The sequence below is a fragment of the Myxococcus sp. CA033 genome (assembly GCF_013336625.1).
In the GTDB taxonomy this organism is placed as follows: Bacteria; Myxococcota; Myxococcia; order Myxococcales; family Myxococcaceae; genus Myxococcus; species Myxococcus llanfairpwllgwyngyllgogerychwyrndrobwllllantysiliogogogochensis.
Genome location: NZ_JABUMU010000002.1, coordinates 725,464 through 743,835, shown reverse-complemented (window position 1 = coordinate 743,835; position 18,372 = coordinate 725,464). Strand labels below are relative to the sequence as shown.

Annotated in this window: 17 protein-coding genes; 8 read left to right on the top strand and 9 right to left on the bottom strand. The window is 70.2% G+C overall.

What is annotated here, in order from left to right:
- Position 1: 1 nt before the first annotated feature.
- Positions 2-1,732 (bottom strand): ankyrin repeat domain-containing protein, encoded by a 1,731-nt coding sequence (locus HUA78_RS08865; RefSeq protein ID WP_174467198.1) that lies wholly within the window; start codon positions 1,730-1,732, stop codon positions 2-4.
- A 243-nt stretch (positions 1,733-1,975) separates the two neighbouring features.
- On the opposite strand from HUA78_RS08865, the gene dapE reads away from it, so the two are divergent.
- The 5 genes from dapE to HUA78_RS08840 all read left to right on the top strand — a co-directional run bounded on the left by dapE (position 1,976) and on the right by HUA78_RS08840 (position 6,484).
- A complete protein-coding gene (gene dapE / locus HUA78_RS08860; RefSeq protein ID WP_141641333.1) occupies positions 1,976-3,058 on the top strand; it encodes a succinyl-diaminopimelate desuccinylase in 1,083 nt (360 codons plus the stop codon).
- Positions 3,059-3,111: 53 nt separating this feature from the next.
- Positions 3,112-3,948, top strand: a complete 837-nt coding sequence (locus HUA78_RS08855; protein ID WP_174476064.1) for an AraC family transcriptional regulator — start codon at positions 3,112-3,114, stop codon at positions 3,946-3,948.
- Between the two features lie 87 nt (positions 3,949-4,035).
- Positions 4,036-4,506: a DUF6640 family protein gene (locus HUA78_RS08850; protein ID WP_174476063.1), complete on the top strand. Its 471-nt coding sequence runs from the start codon at positions 4,036-4,038 to the stop codon at positions 4,504-4,506.
- Between the two features lie 59 nt (positions 4,507-4,565).
- Positions 4,566-5,717 carry a sensor histidine kinase gene (locus HUA78_RS08845; RefSeq protein WP_371745528.1) on the top strand — a complete coding sequence of 384 codons (1,152 nt, stop codon included), beginning with the start codon at positions 4,566-4,568 and terminating at the stop codon, positions 5,715-5,717.
- Positions 5,714-6,484, top strand: a complete 771-nt coding sequence (locus tag HUA78_RS08840) for a LytTR family DNA-binding domain-containing protein (RefSeq protein ID WP_141641330.1) — start codon at positions 5,714-5,716, stop codon at positions 6,482-6,484. The genes HUA78_RS08845 and HUA78_RS08840 overlap by 4 nt, the downstream gene beginning before the upstream one ends.
- Before the next feature lie 34 nt (positions 6,485-6,518).
- On the opposite strand, the gene HUA78_RS08835 is transcribed toward HUA78_RS08840, so the two are convergent.
- Positions 6,519-6,929, bottom strand: a complete 411-nt coding sequence (locus tag HUA78_RS08835; RefSeq protein WP_174454060.1) for a hypothetical protein — start codon at positions 6,927-6,929, stop codon at positions 6,519-6,521.
- A gap of 185 nt (positions 6,930-7,114) precedes the next feature.
- Here HUA78_RS08835 and HUA78_RS08830 point away from each other — a divergent pair, with 185 nt between their 5' ends.
- Positions 7,115-8,269 carry a hypothetical protein gene (locus HUA78_RS08830; protein ID WP_174454061.1) on the top strand — a complete coding sequence of 385 codons (1,155 nt, stop codon included), beginning with the start codon at positions 7,115-7,117 and terminating at the stop codon, positions 8,267-8,269.
- Between the two features lie 128 nt (positions 8,270-8,397).
- The gene (locus tag HUA78_RS08825) at positions 8,398-8,817 is read left to right on the top strand and encodes a cell envelope biogenesis protein TolA (protein ID WP_141641327.1); all 420 of its coding nucleotides are present in this window, start codon (positions 8,398-8,400) and stop codon (positions 8,815-8,817) included.
- A gap of 120 nt (positions 8,818-8,937) precedes the next feature.
- Here the strand turns inward: HUA78_RS08825 and HUA78_RS08820 are convergent, their stop codons facing one another.
- The 7 genes from HUA78_RS08820 to HUA78_RS08790 all read right to left on the bottom strand — a co-directional run bounded on the left by HUA78_RS08820 (position 8,938) and on the right by HUA78_RS08790 (position 17,388).
- A complete protein-coding gene (locus HUA78_RS08820; protein WP_254623607.1) occupies positions 8,938-10,542 on the bottom strand; it encodes a hypothetical protein in 1,605 nt (534 codons plus the stop codon).
- Between the two features lie 168 nt (positions 10,543-10,710).
- Positions 10,711-11,979, bottom strand: coding sequence for a hypothetical protein (locus HUA78_RS08815; protein ID WP_174454367.1), 1,269 nt, complete (start codon positions 11,977-11,979; stop codon positions 10,711-10,713).
- A gap of 44 nt (positions 11,980-12,023) precedes the next feature.
- Positions 12,024-12,335: a 4a-hydroxytetrahydrobiopterin dehydratase gene (locus HUA78_RS08810; protein ID WP_141641325.1), complete on the bottom strand. Its 312-nt coding sequence runs from the start codon at positions 12,333-12,335 to the stop codon at positions 12,024-12,026.
- 56 nt (positions 12,336-12,391) lie between these two features.
- Positions 12,392-13,777: a hypothetical protein gene (locus HUA78_RS08805; protein WP_174454063.1), complete on the bottom strand. Its 1,386-nt coding sequence runs from the start codon at positions 13,775-13,777 to the stop codon at positions 12,392-12,394.
- Positions 13,774-15,264 (bottom strand): glycerol kinase GlpK, encoded by a 1,491-nt coding sequence (gene glpK, locus HUA78_RS08800; RefSeq protein WP_174476062.1) that lies wholly within the window; start codon positions 15,262-15,264, stop codon positions 13,774-13,776. The genes HUA78_RS08805 and glpK overlap by 4 nt, the downstream gene beginning before the upstream one ends.
- Positions 15,265-15,317: 53 nt before the next feature.
- Positions 15,318-16,976, bottom strand: coding sequence for a hypothetical protein (locus tag HUA78_RS08795; protein ID WP_174476061.1), 1,659 nt, complete (start codon positions 16,974-16,976; stop codon positions 15,318-15,320).
- Positions 16,977-17,172: 196 nt separating this feature from the next.
- Positions 17,173-17,388: a hypothetical protein gene (locus tag HUA78_RS08790; RefSeq protein ID WP_174467376.1), complete on the bottom strand. Its 216-nt coding sequence runs from the start codon at positions 17,386-17,388 to the stop codon at positions 17,173-17,175.
- Here HUA78_RS08790 and HUA78_RS08785 point away from each other — a divergent pair.
- On the top strand, positions 17,378-18,343 hold the full coding sequence (locus tag HUA78_RS08785; RefSeq protein WP_174476060.1) for an MBL fold metallo-hydrolase: 966 nt from the start codon (positions 17,378-17,380) through the stop codon (positions 18,341-18,343). The genes HUA78_RS08790 and HUA78_RS08785 overlap by 11 nt on opposite strands.
- Positions 18,344-18,372: the final 29 nt, after the last annotated feature.

Here is an 18,372-nt window from a genome sequence, read left to right as displayed (position 1 = left end):
CCTACTTCTTCGCCTTGCGGAAGACGGGCAGCCCCTTGCTGATTCGGTCGAAGAGCGCCCCTTTGTCGAGCCGAGGCTTCTCTTCCTCGTCGTCGTCGTCCGCTTCGTCGTCGTCGGAGTCCTCGTCGTCGTCCGAAGTCTCGTCGTCGGAGTCCTCGTCGTCGTCCGAAGTCTCTTCGTCGTCGTCGGAGTCCTCGTCGTCGTCCGCTTCGTCGTCGTCGGAGTCCTCGTCGTCGTCCGCTTCGTCGTCGTCGTCCGCTTCGTCGTCGTCCGCTTCGTCATCGTCGGAGTCCACGTCGTCGAGGTCCTCGACTTCAGAGTCCTCCTCGTCCAGTTCCTCCTCGTCCTCCGACTCCTCTTCCTCGGGCTTGTCCGTCTCGCCCTCGAACACCTGGTCGACGAAGATGGCTCGGAGGTCGTCGGCCACGCCATCACCGTAGCCCTGGGCGTAGGTGTCGATGTCGAAGTGGTGCTCGGCCTCGACGGTGGCATCGACGGCGTGTTCATCCTCGATGACGACCTTGGCCCGGATGGTGTCCGCGCTCAGGATGTGGTCGTTGTAGTAGCCGAGCACCACGTCCCGCGCCTCGATGTCGCCCCCGACGCTGAACTCTCCATCCGTGTAGAGCGCGTGGCACTTCAGGTCGCCCAGGATGTTCACGAGCGAGTCATTCCCGGCATCCCGCACCACGCCGTGCACGATGACATCCCCCGTCACCGCGAACGGCTTCTGGATTTCCAGGTCGCCGTCCACCTCCAGGTCGCCGTGGTGGAAGAAGACGCGCTTCAGCGTCAGCGGGCCCTTCAGCCGGACCGTCCGCTCCTCCACGCCGAGCACATCACTCACGGCCTCCAGCTTGTCCAACGCATCGCTTGGGTCCCCGAAGCTGTGCAGCCCCGTGGCCAGCTCCTGCGCCGAACTCACCGCGTGCTTGAAGGAGAGTTTCTTGCCCTCCAGGGCCTTCGTCAGCGCGGCCTCGTCGATGGGGAAGGGCGCGAACGGGTCCGTGGGGTCGTGCTGGATGGGAACGCTCGCCTTGCCTCCGGCGGCCTCCAGCGCGTTGATGGCCGCGACGAAGCCCGGCGTGCGCTTGTTGTGGGCCACCCACACCTCCTCCTTGGTGCGCAGCCCCACGCCCAGCGGCGTGCGCCCCAACCCGTCGATGGCATTCACGTCGGCGCCACGCTCGAGCAGCAGCTTCACGAGCTCCGGCTTGCCCACGCCCATCGCGCGGTGAAGCGGCGTCTGTCCCGAATCGTCCCGCACGTTGACGGTCGCGCCCGCGTCCAGGACCTCCCGGTAGAGCGCCTCGGTCGACAGTCTGAACGCGCCGCCGCTCCTGTCCGTCACCTCCGAGGGCACCTTGCCGCCCGCGGCGCGCAGCACCCGGATGATCTCCAGCGCCCGGTCCTCGCTGTCCTTGTCCGGCTCGTAGCTGACGGCGTGTATCAACGGCGTCTGCTGATGGGCGTCGCGCGCGTTCACGTCCGCGCCCGCCTCGATGAGCGCTCGCACCACGTCGACGCTGGGGAGCGGGTCGCCCTTCGTGTAGGGCGCCTGCACGGCGAGGTGCAGCGCCGTCAGGCCGTACTTGTTGCCGGCATTCACGTCAGCGCCTTCGGCCACGGCCTTCTTCACGGCCTCCGAGGTCAGCTCGTTCTTCCAGCGGGCCTTGGCCTCGCAGAGCGAGAGCAGCGCCTGGGTCGCGTCACTGTTCGACTTGGCCGACATTTCATCCTCGGAGGTGGAAAGCGGCGCGAGTGTCAGTGAACGCCCGAGCACTGTCACTCGTAATCCCGGAAGGGGTTCGTCGGGCATCCTCTTCACTCGCGGCATGCCTGGGGCCGTCTGTCAGCGGGTTTTCCAGTAATCGATAATTTCAGGGCCTGACTCGCCTGCCTGGTGGCCCCGATTGTCGTCGGGGTGGAGGGAGATCAGCGGGCGAGGTGGGGGTGGCGCTATGGTGGGAGGCGCATGTCCTCTCAAGACCTCGCTACGAGGCTCGCCCGCACGACGCTCGAGCTGTGCCGCATCTCCAGCCCCATCACCCACGAAGGCCCCATCGCCGACTTCGTCGAGCGCTGGGCGCTCCAGCACTTCCCCGCGAGGGAAGTCTTCCGGGTAGGGCACACGTTGCTGCTCGGTCGCCTGGACGACCCACGACCCACGGTGGCGCTCATCGGCCACCTGGACACCGTGCCCGCGCACCCCAGTGACGTGGGGCGGGAGCCTCGCATCGAGGGTGAGCGCATCTTCGGCCTGGGCGCTTCGGACATGAAGGGCGGGCTCGCGGTGATGATGGCGCTGGCGGAGGACCTGCGCCGCGACACGTTGCCCGTGAATCTCGCGTTCCTCTTCTATGAGCGCGAGGAGGGCGCCTACGCGGAGAGTGGCCTCATCCCCCTCTTCGCGAAGCGTCCGGACCTGGCGGGCGTGAAGTTCGGCATCGCCATGGAGCCCACCGACAGCGAGGTGCAGGTGGGCTGCGTCGGCTCCATGCAGGTGACGGTGCGCTTCACCGGACGCAGCGCGCACTCGGCGCGGCCGTGGCAGGGGGAGAACGCCATCCACAAGGCGGGGCCGTTCCTCACGGAGCTGCTGGCCCGTCAGCGCGTGGAGGTGGATGTGGATGGCTTCCGCTTCTACGAGGTCATCAACGCCACGCTCGCCAAGGGCGGCCGCGCGCGGAACGTCATCCCGGAGGCGTTCGAGTTGAACCTCAACTACCGCTTCGCGCCGGGCAAGAGCATCGAGCAGGCGAAGGCGGACGTGCATGCGCTCGTCGCGGGCCGCGCGGAGGTGGACATCACCGACGCCTCGCCCAGCGGGCCCGTCGTCGCTGGCAACCCCCTGTTCCAGAAGCTGCTCGCCATCACCGGGCTGCCCGCCGCGTCCAAGCAGGCGTGGACGGACGTGGCCCGCTTCGGCGAGTGGGGCGTGGACGCCATCAACTACGGCCCCGGTGAGACGGCGCAGGCGCATCAGGCCAACGAGAGCGCGCCCATCGCTCCCCTGGCCGTGGCGTACGAGAAGCTGGCCGCGTTCCTCAAGGGCTGACGGGGCTCGGAGCCTTGCGCGCGGGTGCGCCCGCCGCGCTACCCTGACATCGCATGGGGATGCGCATCGCCAGCCTGGAGGCGCCGCCGGTCGCTGACCGTGTCGTCCGCCGCGCCGTGAGCGGGCGGCGCGTCGAGCGCGGGCTTCGTCACCACCACCCCGACTTCGAGCTGACCTGGGTCGAGGCCGGGCGGGTTGAGTTCGAGCTCGCTTCAGGGAAGCTGCTCGTGGCGTCGGATGGAGCGTGCATCGTGTTGCCCCCGGGGGCCGTCGTCACCCCGAGGGTCCGCGTCGCGGCGCTCCAGCAAATCATGGTCCCCGCGTCCATCATCGCGGTCGCCGCGATGACCCTCGGGCTCCCCGTGCATGGCCCGCTCGAACCGCTCGTCCTCGGTGCCGACGACCGGCTCGCGCAGCTCATCCGGTTGTTCATGGAGGAGGCGTCCGAAGGTGCCTCCATGAAGGACCCGCTCATCAAGTCCCTCTCGGACGCCACGGTGTTCGGCGTGGCGCGAGCCTCGCTCCACTCGCCACCCTCGGGTGCTCACCTCGACCGGCGCATTCGTCGGGTGCTCGCGACCATGAACGATGGATATCGCGAGCGACTGTCCGTGGAGGACCTGGCCCGCGTCGCGGGGATGAGCCGCTATGCGCTCCTGCATGTCTTCCGCGCGCAGGTCGGCGCGAGCCCGTATCAGCACCTCACGACACTTCGGCTCGAGCGCGCCGCTGAGCAACTCCGAGCGGCCCGGACGCCCTCCGTGCTGGAGGTCGCCCTGGCGTGCGGCTTCACCGACCCGGGACGCTTCGCGCGCGCGTTCCGGGCCCGCTATGGCTGCTCGCCTCGCGAGTACCGCGTGCGTGCCTCGAATGGAGCACCTTTCGCCTAGGTCGCGCACCTTCCGCCGCGACCCTCTCGGCTCGCACGCCTACCTTGCGTGTCCTCTCGAAGCTTCATGCATTCACGAGGAGGCGACATGTCGGTGCGGATGCACGGCACGAACATTCATCCAGGCACGGTCTCGGCACGCGGGTCGCTTGTGGGGAAGGGACTCGTCACCTTCGTCGCAGGGGTGACGATGGTGGGGCCGTTCCTCGCGGACTGGAACGCGACGCATCTCTTCAATCCCCTGTGGCCACCGCATGCGAGGTTTCACGGTGCCCAGACGATGTTGCTGGGCTTGGGGCTCGGTGCCTGTGCGCTCGGGTTCACCTGGTGGCGCGGCCAGGATGCGGGGCCGCGACCACGCACCGGGATGCTCTTCGCCTCCCTGTATTGGCTGGCGCAGTTGGGGAGCATCGCGTTTCCGGGAACGGCTTTCGTCGACCCGGAGCGAGCGGGGACCGGACAGGTGCTGGGCATTCCAGCGCAGGTCGTCCTGAGCGCGGTGCTGCTGGGACTTCTCTGCGCGGCCAGCCTCCTGGAGCGGCGGCGCGCGGTGTCCTGAGCGTGCGCGGTGGCGGCCTCCCGCCGGACGTCCTGGAGGCCTGTTAGAGTCAGGCCCTCGTGGTCGGACTGAAAGACATCACCGGGCCGCACCCCGTGTCCTCCGGCGAGGAGGCCCGCACGTTCCGTTCGCGTTGGCTCGGGCCCGCGTTGGTGTTGGCCGGGTACACGGTGCTCGCGCTCATCTACGGTGCGCAGCTCTCCGTCTACAAGGCGTCCATTGGCGCGCCCCCCGTCTTCGGCGAGACGCTGCTCACGGGGGCCATCGTCTGGGGGGGCTGGGCGGCGTTGACGCCGTTCATCCTCGCCGTGGCCCGCCGGGTGCGAGGCACGGGGCGCCCCTGGCCCGTCCAGCTCGCGTTGCACCTGCCCCCCGCGGTCTTCTTCGCCACGGCACACCTGGCGCTCCTGGCGGGGCTGCGTCAACTCCTGCTCCAGCCCGCGGGAGGCGGTGGGGCCGCCGCGTGGACCTACTTCACCTGGCTCCTGTCGAAGACCACGGACTTCGACCTGCTCATCTACCTCTCCGTAGTGGGGCTCGATGCGACCCTGCGCTACGCGCGACAGGTGCGTGAGGAGGCCGTTCGCGCCTCGGGGCTCCAGGCTCAGCTCGCGCAGGCGCAGCTCCACCTCTTGCGCAGCCAGTTGAGGCCCCACTTCCTGTTCAACACCCTGCACGCCATCTCCACCCTCATGCACCGCGACGTGGACGCGGCGGACCGCATGGTGGGCCAGCTCAGTGAGCTGCTGCGCGCCAGCCTGGAGCGCGACGGTCGCCACGAGGTGCCGCTCTCCGAGGAGCTGGACCTGCTCGCGCCCTATCTGGACATCGAACGCACCCGCTTCTCCGACCGGCTCCAGGTGGATGTGGAGGTGGCGCCCGATGTGCACGACGCCCTGGTTCCGCCCCTGGTGCTCCAGCCCCTGGTGGAGAACGCCATCCGTCATGGCATCGCTCCCCGTCGGGGGCCCGGCCGGGTCTGGGTCCGCGTCCAGCGGGCCGGGGACCGACTGTCACTGGAGGTTCGAGACGACGGCGTCGGGCCGCCCGCGGAGGGGCTCTCCGGGCTGAGCGAGGGAATCGGACTGGGGTCGACTCGCGCTCGGCTGGAGCGGCTCTACGGTGTCTCTCAGTCACTGACGTGCGAGGCCAACGCGCCCCGAGGCTTCGTCGTCTCGCTCTCGCTGCCCTTCCGGAGCGCCCGGGCATGACGGTCCGCACGCTCATCGTCGACGACGAACCCCTGGCCCGGGAGCGCTTGCGCACGCTCCTGGCTTCGGAGCCGGACCTTCATCCGGTGTCCGAGTGTTGCGACGGGCACGAGGCCCTGGAGGTCATGGCCCGCGAGCGGCCCGCGCTCGTCTTCCTGGACGTGGAGATGCCGGAGCGCGACGGATTCGGTGTGCTGGCCGAAGCGGCGCTGACGCCTCCGCCCGTCATCGTCTTCGTGACGGCCTGGCCTCAGCACGCGCTGCGGGCCTTCGATGCCGCCGCGGTGGACTACCTGCTCAAGCCGTTCACGGTGGAGCGCTTCCGGCGCACGCTGGTCCGGGTGCGCGAGCGACTGGCCGCGCCTCCTGGGGACTTGCGTCAGCAGCTCCAGCGCTTGTTCCAGGAGCTGCGCCCGGAGCCCGTGGCCGTGCCCACCGAGCGACTGGTGGTGAAGACGGGGAGCCGGACGCTGCTCGTCCCAGTGGAGGACCTGGACTGGGTGGAGTCCGCAGGCAACTACGTCACGTTGCATGTCGGCGCGGAGGCGCACCTCTTGCGCGAGACGATGGCGGAGCTGGAGGCGCGGTTGCCGCCGCGTCGGTTCGCTCGGGTCCACCGCTCGGCGCTCGTGAACGTGGAGCGCATCGTCTCGCTGTCGCCCACGCTGTCGGGCGACCACCGGCTGGTGCTGCGCGACGGGCAGGAGCTGACGTTGAGTCGCACGTACCGGGCCCGGCTGGAGCAGGTGCTCGGCCATCCCCTGTGACGTGTGCCTCCCCGCACTCCAAGCTGCTTCGCCTTCAGGCTTCTTCGGGCGAGCTGCTCGACTCCCCGTGAGCCGGGAGCGGCTCTTCCGTGGCGTCGAGAATCGCCAGGGCGAGCGGTTTCGCTTCACGGTTCAGGTTGATGGCGGACACCGCTCGAATGCGCTGGATGGACGCGCGGTCTCCGAGCAGGGCGAGGCTCAGGGCGGCCAGCGCATACTCATGATGTGAGTTCGTCGCGGCGAAGAACCTCTCGTCGAAGACGCGATGCAGCGTGGGGACCCCGCCGCGCTCTCCCGCGAGGGCACCCCTGACCGCGGCCGCGAGCTGCTCGTAGCCACTGGATGGGTTGCTCTCCTCGGGAGTCGCCGGTTCCCAGTGGGGCACCTGCTCCAGGAGGATGGCGCGAGCGCGCTCGATGAGTCTCTGCTTCTCCTCGGGAGTCATGGCGCTCGGGAGGCTAGACGCACGCACGCGCCTGCGCCATCGCCCGTGAGGCGTCGTGACTCGTCCTCGTCCGGCTTCGGCTCGTCCCTCGATTCCGCGTCTCATCCCATCCGTGCCCCACCGGACAGCTCCGTTCTTAGTCTTCCTCGCGCTGGGAGGCCGGTCGCCTCCCCATGGAGGACGTCATGAGGCCTGTCGTGTGTGTGGGATTGGCTGCGCTCGTTACCGCCTGCGCCGCCGGGAAGTCGGCGCGTGGGAGCGGAGACCCCGTCACCCTGGAAGAGGGGCGACGGTTCACGGAGGCGGCCGTCACCGTCATGCAGGCATATGACCTGGAGAGCCGCTTCCAGGAGGCCGCGGCGCTGGGCCGGTTCGCCAGTGAGCGGGCTCGACTCCTGAAGGACCCGGGCGGTGAGGCCCGCCTCCAGGTGGAGTTGGGACGCGTCCTGTCCCGCCAGCTCCGTCATGAGCCTGGGATGGATGCGGCCCAGGTCCTCGACTTGCTGCGTCGAGCGCGGAGGCTCGCGGAGGACTCGGGGGATGCGCGCGCGCGGGTCGCCGCGCTCGATGCCGAGGGCATGTTCCACTACTTCGACAAGCTGCTGGCGGGGAAGGGCGAGTGGGCGCCCATCGTCGCCCTCTTCGAGCAGTCACGGGACCTGGCCGAGTCCTCCGGGGACACGCGCGGACACATCGTGGCGCTCTTCCACCTGGGCCTCACCCAGCAGTTCCAGGAGGACTTCACGGGCGCCAGGTCGACCTTCGAGCACTCCCTGGCGCTCTCCCGCGCCTCGCGAGACGCGTTGATGGAGTCCTACAACCTGCGGCACCTCGCGGGGCTGGCCGAGGACCGGGGGGAGCTTCAGCTGGCCCTGGAGCAGTTCGAGGAGTCGCTGCGCCTGAGGGAGCAGGTGGGCTTTCGCACCGGAGAGCTGTTCGCGCTCGTGACGGTGGCCCAGGTCCGCTCCCGAATCGAGCCCAAGGGCACCTCCGCGCTGGAGCCCGCGAGAAAGGCGCTGGCGCTGGCGCTCGAGCTGAAGGACCCGTCGGGAGAGCGCGAGGCCCGGGCCGTCCTGGGCCGCATCCACCTGCGCCGCGAGGACGCCACCTCCGCGCTTCCCTTCCTGGAGCAGTCCCTCTCCAACGCGGAGTCCCACGAGGACTGGCTTTCGACGGTGGACCTGCTGCTGGATTTGACGCGGGCCCACGCGCTGCGTGGCGAGCGAGCGCGAGTGGAGGAGCGACTGGGACGGGCGCGCGCGGTGGCGACGGACCATGGACTGAAGGCGTCGCTCGCGCAGGTGGAGAAGGTCGAACGCGAGCTGGCTCGCGCACCGTGATGCGTGAAGGCTGACGCGCCATTCGTCCGCTGTCGTTCATCTTCCCGAGGGGATGGCTCTCATCGCGTGCGCATCGGCGTACGCTGTGGTTCGTAATTCACGCGGTTCCCCTTTCTGGAGGAGATGGAATGACTCACGAGACCGTCAATTCGCAAATCACCGATGCCTTGGCGCCCGCGGACCTGGGTGGGACCTCAGACTCGTCGTCCGTGACGCGCAAGTCGCCCGCGCGGCGGCGTCGGGCCACGAAGAAGGCCGCTGGCCGCACCGGTGCTCGTGCGAAGAAGACCACCTCGCGCCGTGCCTCCGCGAAGCGGGGCAGGACCGCCGCGCGCAAGTCGACGACGCGCAAGTCGACGACGCGCAAGACGGCCAAGCGGAAGACGGCCGTCCGGGGCACGCGCAAGGGCGCTGCCCGCAAGGCCACCACGCGCCGGACGGCGGCCGCGGGACGCACCGCGCGCAAGAGCCCGGCCCGTCGCACCACCACCCGTACCACCGCGCGCAAGGGCGCCCGGAAGACCACCCGCCGGACGACGCGCCGCTAGTTCGCGACGCGAAAGCAAGCGGGGACCCCTCGCAAGAGACGGGTCCCCGCTGCCGCGCTCAGCGCTTCAGGTGAGGCCGAGGACCCTTCAAGAAGGTCCCCACGGGCCTCCTCCCTGCGCTCAGCGCTTCATGCGAAGCAGGAACAAATCACTCCGCGCGGGCGACCGACGGCCCGTGCCGAAGTCGGATTCGCGGTCCGTGTGGCCGAACAGCAGGGCATCGCCGTCCGGGAGCACTTGCACGAAGCGGATGTCCTCCAGCCCATACAGCTCGCCTCGGGGGCGGGGCGGGTCGGACAGGTACAGGCGCAACCCGAGCGACGCGCCATCCGGTCCGTAGCGCAGCGCCAGGGGCTGCGCCGAGCCGAGCCCGTCCGGCCCTGACGCGCCATCCACGATGAGCGAGTAGGTGAACCCGGCGACGACGACTCCGCCCGTGGGCTCCACGCCCAGCGCTCCCGCCTGGAGTCCATCCCCCAGGTTGCGGCTCCAGCGCTCCTTGCCCGTGGCATCCGCCGACACGAGGAACGGGCTGGCCCGGTACACATGTCCGTGGAGCTTCGTCGTGCCCCAGGACACCGTGCCCAGGAAGGAGCCCAGCGCCATCACCGTGCCCTGACTGTCCACGCCCACGTCGCTCATGGTGCCGCTGGCCTGGGCGAGCGGCCTTGCCCACACCAGGACTCCGGTCGCCTGGTACACGGCGACGAACGGGCTGCCGTCCTTCGACGACTCCGTGCGCTGGGTGCCGAAGCGGGCCGCGCCCAGGTAGCGCCCACCCACCACGAGCCTGTCATTCGCGCCGCGCGCCAGGGTGGTCACCGTCACCCGCGAGTCCGAGCCCTCCGCCCGGCCGATGGACAGCGCCTGCTCGGGCTTGCCGTCCAGCGAGTACGTCACCACCACCGCGCCGGAGCCCACCACGCCCCCGCCGAAGTCCGTCGGGCCGGAGGTGTTGAACGCCACCATCGGCCGTCCCTGGGCATCCAGCACCAGGTCCGCCACGGTGGCATCCCTGCCTGGAACGGTGGCGGACCAGAGGACATTGCCCGCCGCGTCCAGGCGGACGAGGAAGGCGCCGTTGCCCAGCTCCAGCGGCTCGAAGTCCACGAGCCCCCGGGCATCCACCGCCACGAAGAGCCCCCCGTCGGGCGCGGGGGCGACGCGTGCATTCACGTCCGCGCGCAGCGACTCGGGCGTCTCCGCCACGCGCACCGCGAAGCTGCGCGTCCACCGCATCTCTCCCGTCGGGATGCGCCGCGCGAGCGTCAGCCGCACCGTGTTGTCCGTGGGCTGACGCTCCTGGAGGTCATCCAGCTCGTACAAGGCCACGGTGAGGATGTCGCCATTCGCATCCACCGCCGCGCCGAGCGCCAGGTCATCCTGCGCGGTGCCCTCGCGCGCCAGCCACAGCGTGCTTCCCGGTGTCGCCGGGGGTGGCGGAGGCGGTGGCTCTATCGGCGGTGGGCCGCCCGCATCCGGAGCGCCCGCGTCCGGAGTCTCCCCGGGAGGCGGCGTCCCCGCGTCATCTTCCTCCGAAGGCGTCTCCTGCGCGGGACAGTCGCTTCGCGACTCGTTCGGACAATCCGGAGGCGTGTCGGCCTCCGCGTCGTCACAACCTGTCAGCAGCCCCGCCCAGCCCACCGCTGTCGCGAACGCGACAGTCCGCAACCATCGCCGCCCCTGGTGCATGAAGCCCCCTCCCGCCCCTCGGAGGTTCTCCATGCTGGTAGGTGCCAGCAATACCGTGTGCGACGTTTGCCCGCCCGCCCGCTCCGAAGCGCGCGACGCATCACCCGCGAGGCGTCCGTGTGCCTCGCCTGCGCACCGGACCTCTCCTGTGAGGGAGGCGCGCTTCCCAGCCCGGGCAACGCGCACCTCGCTCCTTGGGCTTCAGCGCCAGAAGCCCACGGACAGGCCGACGTTGGTGTAGCGGCTCGCCAGGTCGAACGAGGTGCTGATGGACCAGTCCTCCCAATAGCGCAGGATGAAGACCTCGAAGCCGCCGGTGAGGTGGGGGCGGGGCGGCCGACCGTCGAAGGGCGAGGGCTCCGCGTACACGCCCGCTCGCAGCCGAATCATCCCCGGCACCGTGTCGTGCTCCACGCCCAGTCGGGGGGCGAACTCGGAGCCGTGGCCCACGCGCTCCTCCTCCGCCGTCGACGCGAAGCTGCGCAGCGGCACCGCGTTGTCCACGCCGGACAGGAGGTCCACCTGCGCGCTGATGAGCCACCGTCCCGCCGGAGCATCCTTGGGTTCCTCTTCCGGCACTGGCAGCGCGTCCCCTTCGATGACGAGCTGACGTCGGGCGGCGGGAGACAGGCGGTTGTAACGCTCCGCGCCCTCGCCCAGTCGCCAGCTCGCGCCCACCGACAGCACCGCCGGGGACACCACCGCGCCGAACAGCGTCCGGTCCGCCAGCACCGGCGCCTGGCCTTCCTCTCGCCTCCAGTCCGCGACGACCTCCGGCCGCACCGTTACACCCATGCGCCAGGGACGGCCATGCGGGCGGTACAACATGTCCACCGCCACGCCCGTGTCGCCGTAGCGCAGCTCCGTCCCGCCGGATTGCAGCCGGAAGGACGCCTGCGCCGCGTAGATGCCCAGCGCGAGGATGAAGTCGTCCTGTCCGAAAGACACCGCTCCGGCCAGCACCGACTGCGTCAGCGACACGCGGATGCGCTCGCTGTCCCCGGCGCAGGCCTCCGTCGCGCAGTAGGAGACGGCGCTGTTGCGCAGCGCGAAGCCGATGCCGAAGCGCTTGTACTGCAACAGCAGTCCGCCCAGCAGTTGTCGCCGGTCCTGCGACTCGTCCGGACGCCCGTCGTTGTCCACGTCGCGCGCGCGTCCGCTGGTGAACGGCAGGTCCAGCCAGGACAGCGTGACGCCCAAGTCCCAGTCCTTCTCCAGCGCGGGGCCCCGGTGGGCCAGCGCCGCCAGGTTGCTGGGGAACCCCGCCGCGCCCTCGGCGATGCCCACGTAGGCGCCGCCCAGCGCGACCACGCGCGCCGAGCCCAGGAGCGCGCCGGGATTGAAATACAGCCGCTCCGGACGCGGCTGGGTGGGCTCCTCGTCTTGCGCCCAGGCCGCGGGCGCGAGGCCCAGCACCGCGCATCCGCCGAGCGCGCGAAGCCATCCGTTCCACCGCGTCGAGCTGCCCATCCTGGAGTCCATCACGTTGTTGGAGGCACTCACCGCGAAGTGCCTCACCGAGCCCGCACCACCTCGGCGAAGAGCCGGTCGGCGTCCGCGGCCAGCGCGGTGTCGCGGAACGTGAGGCCCCCGGCGTCGTGCGTGACGAGCGCCAGCGTCACCTTGCGCCACCGGATGTCGATGTCCGGGTGGTGGTCCGCCTTCTCCGCCGCCTGGGCCACCTTCTCCACGAAGGCGATGCCCGCGAGGAAGGAGGGTGCCTCGTACGTGCGGCGAATCATCCCGCCCTCATGCTTCCAGTCGGGATGCTGGGTGAGGAAGGACTGGAGCGCCTCGGGAGCGAGCAGGGTGCGGTCGTGGGCCATGATGACCTCCTTCATATCCGCTCTCGCGCCCGAGGGAAGCCATCCGAATGGCGACGTCAGGGGCTGGACGTCCACGGGTGGATGCGCAGGTCGGTGAGCCCGTCCAGGTTCACCGTCCAGGTGAAATGGTCCGAGACGCGTGTAATGCCGGTGTTCGTTCCCGGGCCGGGCAACAACACGAGCAACAGCGCGTTGCGCTCCGCGTCCCAGCGCGGGGTGGCGGCCGGTCCGGTGCTTCCGAAGGAGGTGATGACGGGCAGGGCGGGGCCCGCGCGCAGCTCCGGCACGGAGACGGAGAGCCCGTCACCCAGGGCCAGCACGCCTTCCTCCACGAGGCCGCGCTCCGCTGTCACCAGGTGGCGATGCAGGACGCTGGTGAACCCTCGCGGGGTGGAGGTCACTTCTCGCGTCCACAGCACGCCGTCGCCATGGCCCAGTGGCTCACCGGCGAGGACCTGGCAGGGCTGGCCCGACACGGGGACATAGTGGTCCTGCGCGTCGAGCTGGAAGGGGCAGGCCCGCGTGCGCGCGAGGAAGGTCACCGGCTCCTGGAAGCGGCTCACCAGCCACAGCGTCGGACCCACGCGCATGGCGATGACCTGCGTGGAGTCCGAGCCGAAGGCCAGCCCGGGCTGCTCGGTCCACTTGGACGTCCGGGCGACGCTGAGCCCCAGCTCCTCGGTGAAGGTGTAGCGGTACAGGGTGGTGGCATCCAGCACCAGGTACTCGTTCTCCGTGGCGAGGCGGGTGTGGGGGGAGACGTCCGTCGCCATGCTGGTGGGGTAGAGCGCGCTGCCGGCGCGCACCAGGGGCCCCTCGCCTGTGTCGACGAAGCGGCGCACCTGACCCTCGACCATCGTCCACACCACGTTCCCCACCACGGCCGTCGAAGGGCGGTGGTCCCTTCCCACCGTCTGCTCCGGGAACCCCGACCCCCGATGGGCCCGGCCGTCACACACCCAGGTGCCGCTGCTCGTGCGGTCCAGGTGCTGGCACTGGGGCACGCCGGAGAGCCGCGCCACGGAGGGGCGCTGGCGCTCGTCCTCCGCCACGTACACGTCGAACTGGCTCAGGCTGCCCACCGGCGCGAAGGCGACGATGACGTGGTAGCGGCCCGTCATCGTCGGCGTGAAGCGGAGCGTGGCCCCCCAACCGGAGGTCAGCTCCACCGTGGCCTGCACGGGGAGGTTGTCGGGGTCCTGGACCTCGGCGGTGACGGACTCGGGGAAGCTGCCCTCGTCGAGGGCGCAGTTCATGTTCGGGTTGGCGGTGACGCGCAGGCTCGCTTCCTGGCCCACCGGCACGAGCACCAACGGCGGAATCGGGCCGATGGGGTCGCCGCTGATACACGACTCCGGCGGCACATCGCCCGGGCAGCCCGTACCGACAACCAGGGCGAGCATGGCGGCGAGCAGCGGGCCTGTGCGCGCCCCCCGGCTCATGCGCGCTCCACCGCGCGCTTCCACTTGCCCAGGTGACGCTCGCGCAGGTCGGCCTTCATCTTCGGCTTGAAGACCTTGTCCGCCTTCCACGCGCGGCGGATGGCTTCCGGACTGTCCCAGACGCCCGCGCCCAGGCCGCCGAGGAACGCCGCGCCCAGGCTGGTGGTCTCGAGGTTCTTTGGGCGCACCACCGGCACGCCGAGCAGGTCCGCCTGGTACTGCATGAGCAGGTTGTTGGCCGCCGCGCCGCCGTCCGCCTTGAAGACGGGGATGTTCCGGCCGCTGTCGCGACGCATGGCCTCCGCGAGGTCGTGAATCTGCAGGGCGATGCCTTCCAGCACCGCGCGAGCCATGTGGGCCACCGTGGTGGAGCGGTCCATTCCGGCGAACAGGCCGCGCGCCTCGGGGCGCCAGTGGGGTGCGCCCAGGCCCGCCAGCGCGGGGACGAAGACGACGTCGCCGGTGTCCTTCACGCTGGCGGCGAGCGCTTCGATATCCGGCGCGCGCTTGATGATCTTGAGGCCGTCGCGCATCCACTGCACCGCGGCGCCCGCGATGAAGCTGCTGCCCTCCAGCGCGTACGTGGTGGAGCCCGTGCCGCCCAGCCGCCACGCTACCGTGGTGAGCAGGCCCGCCGACGAGCGCACCGGCTCCGTGCCCGTGTTCATCAAGAGGAACGCGCCGGTGCCGTACGTGCACTTGGACTCGCCGGGCTCGAAGCACGCCTGACCGAAGAGGGCGGCCTGCTGGTCTCCCGCCATGCCCGCGACGGGGACGCCGTCCGGCAGGCTGCGCATGCCGCGCGTGGTGCCGTAGACCTCCGCTGAGCCGCGAATCTGGGGCAGGCACGCGGCCGGTATCTTCAGGAGCGCGCGCATCTCGTCGCTCCACTGCAAGGTCTTCAGGTCCATCAACAGCGTCCGGCTGGCATTGGACACGTCGGTGACGTGGGTGGTGCCGCCGGTGAGCTTGTAGACGAGCCATGTGTCGATGGTGCCGAAGCACACGTCCCCGCGCTCCGCCTTGGCGCGTGCGCCTTTGACGTGCTCGAAGAGCCAGTGGAGCTTGGTGCCGGAGAAGTACGGGTCCACGACGAGGCCCGTCGTCTCTCGCACGCGCGGCTCCACGCCGCGCTCCTTGAGCTGGCGACACAGCTCCGAGGTGCGCCGGTCCTGCCAGACGATGGCGCGGTGCAGGGGCTTGCCGGAGTCGCGAGCCCACAGGCCCGTCGTCTCGCGCTGGTTGGTGATGCCCACCGCGGAGATGTCCCGGCCCACCAGCCCCGCGTCCTTCAGCGCGCGGCCGATGCACCACTCGCTGGTGGCCCAGATTTCATCCAAGTCATGCTCCACCCAGGACGGCTTGGGGAAGTGTTGGGTGAACTCCTTGTAGGAGCGGCCCACCACCTTGAGCTTCGAGTCGAGGATTGAGACGTGGGTGCCAGTGGTGCCCTGGTCAAGGGCCAGGACGTACTTCGCCTTCGGCATGGGGTGGGTCCTCCCAACGATGGACGGCGCGTTGGGAGGGACCCTACTCCACGTCAACGGCCGGTGTAGATGCCGATGGAGCCCGGACGGGTGATGTTGTTCGCACCATCACGTGTCGCCCCGAAGGCCACCAGCACCACGCGCGCGTCGCCCGTGCCCGCCACCTGGATATCCCAGACGGGCTGGCCGGCCAGGCCCCCCAGGACCTTGTTATGGGTGATGAAGGTGCCCTCGGTGTGCAGGCGCATCAGGCCCCTGCCCCAGCGGTGTCCAATCCACAGGCTGCCGTCGCGCGAATCCCGCTCCAGTGAGGACACGAAGCGCTCCGCGTCACCCGTCAGCGCCTGGTCCACCACCAGCCCCGCGTCGCTCAGCTTCGCCATGCCCCACGCGAAGCTGGACACCCAGACGGTGCCATCCGGCATCAGCGCGAGGTCGCTCACCACGTCGTCCTTGCGCTGTGCGGGCGTGGGTGGAATGGGTTCGGCGACGGCGTCGGGCCAGATGTCGATGCGGTTGGCCTTGTGTTTCTTCTCCTCGGACTGCTTGCGCGCCGCCTCGAAGTTCCAGGGCGCGCCGGTGCCCACGTGGCCCACGCCGTTGGTCATGATGCGGAAGCGCGAGCTGCGGATGGCCGTGCCCATCCACACGTCGCCGTCCGGACGCACCGCCACGCCCCAGACATCTCCCGCGAGCCGGCTGTCCTCGTCCGTCTCGTCCGTGCCGTGCATCTGGATGGCGGGGTGGACGTGCTCCATGACGCCGAACTTGCAACGCTGGCGCAGCTCGCGGTCCACCTCGTTGCCCTGGGCGTCATGAGTGACATAGGCCCACTCGTTGACGGCGCGGACCTGGGCGCTGGCACAGGCCTCGCCGCCCTGGTAGTTCGCCTCACCCCACGCGAGGCCATGGTTGGCGGCGAACCACAGGCCCTGGGTCGCCTTGTCCCAGACGATGCGGTTCACCGTGCAGAGCTTCTCGCGGTGGCCGTAGCCGGGCACCGAGTGGGCCGGCGAGTGGATGTCATAGTGGACGACGGACAAGGTGCCATCGGCCTTCAGCTCCACGCGGTCCGCGTCGCCGCTCTTGTAGATGGCGGGGTCCTCGGGCTGGCCGGGGGGCTTGTAGAATTCGTTCTCGCAGTTGGGGCGGCCCTGGTAGCCGACGAAGACGACGCCCGAGGGGCCGCCCGTCACCGCGGTCACCTTGAGGTAGCGGTTCTCCGGCAGCGGGTCCTTGCCCTTCCACGCGGCCCAGGGATGCAGGCCGTCCGCCATCGTGAAGCACTGGACGGTGGTCGCGCCGGGGCGCACCAGACACAGGCCGTCCTCGCCGCCCGCGACCCAGATGTTTCCGCCCTCGTCCTGGGTGACGCCCAGCACCTCGCGCGGTCCGCCCTGCGCGGAGCCGAGGAAGCGCCAGCCGCTCGCATCCGGAGGGATGGGAGGGCCGCTGGCCGGGCCCGCGTCGGGCGCTCCGGCATCCGGTGGGCCCGCGTCGGGTGTGCCCGCGTCGTCCGGGAGGCCCGCGTCGGGAGGCTCGCCGGCATCGGGCACTCCGGCGTCATCGTCGACGGGAGGCGCGCCCGCGTCGGGTTGTCCGTCCTGGTCCTCGATGGGAGGAGTCCGCGTCTCCGCGCCTTCCTTGCAGCCGGCGAGCAAGAGCGCGCCCAGCAATCCCAGCCACCATCCGCTTCGTCCATGCCCGCACATGCTTGTCCCGCCTCCGACGTCCTTGGGCGAACGTCCCCCGAGCGCCGGTGGCTCACAGGCAAGTCAGGTGCCAGCCGCGTGGAGGCCGGGATGGGACGTAGCGCGGGATTGACTGGGTGACGCGAGGTGCGTGAGGAAGCGTCGCGCTGCCCACGGGAGGAAATGCGCGGCCTGGCACCCGAAGGGGGGAACAGCATCACGTGGTGAGCAGCGCGGCGCGAACGGAGCCCATCGACAGGGCGGATGCGCCTGTCTTCTTGGTCGACGTACTGGGATATCTGGCGGATTCGAACAAATGGATGGCCGATGCGCGAAAGCGCGCCAGACGCTCCGCGCGCATGTTTCGCCTCGCTCGCTGGGGCCCCTGGAGGTCCCGGCATTCCAACGCGAGGACGATGACCATGGGCTTCACGATGAACTCGACGGTGCTGACGCTGGGGGCGCTGCTGGTGCTGGGGTGCGCGGGGACGAAGGCGAACCTGGGCGACTCCGAGGTGGCGCATTACACGAGTGACGCGAACGGCTTCGACACGCACTCGTTCTTCTATGACACGGGTGCGGAGGTGGTGGTCTTCGACGCGCAGTTCACCGAGGCGGAGGCGAACCGGGTGCTGGAGCACATCCGCTCGCGGACGGACCACCCCATCCGCTACGTGGTCATCACGCATCCGAACCCCGACAAGTTCAACGGCGCGGCGGTGTTCCAGCGCGCGGGCGCGAAGGTGGTGGCGAGCGAGGCCACCGCCGCCGCGATTCCCGCCGTGCACGCATACAAGAAGTACTTCTGGGTGAACGTGGCGAAGGCCTTCACCGAGGAGACCTATCCGGCGCAGGCGACGGTCGATGTCACGTTCAAGGGGGCGTACTCGCTGCCGCTGGAGGGCGGCGCGAAGGTGGAGCTGACGGAGCTGAAGCACGCGGGTGTCACGGTGACGCAGACGGTGGCGTACGTGCCGGGGCGTGAGGCGCTCATCGTCGGAGACCTGGTGCACCACGGCGCGCATGCGTGGCTGGAGGGTGGGGTGCGTGACGGCAAGGTGGTGCCGGACGTGGAGGCGTGGAAGGCGGCGCTGGGGGAGCTGTCCGCGTGGCCGCGCGCCACGGTGTACGGCGGGCGCGGGACGTCAGCGCCGGTGGCGGAGGCGATTGCCGCGCAGCAGCGCTACCTGGATGGAATGGTGACGGTGGTGACGACGTACGCGGCGGAGCTGGGTGGGCGCAAGGCGGAGCTGTGCGGTGACGCGGCGGCGCCCCACCACGCGGAGCTGGAGAAGCGCGCGGCGGCGGCCTTCCCGGAGTACGCGCTGCCGTACATGGTGCGCTACGGCGTGTACGGACTGGTCCACCGCGTCGCTTGCGGCGGGTGAGTTTCATCCGGGCCAAGGCTTCACGGGCC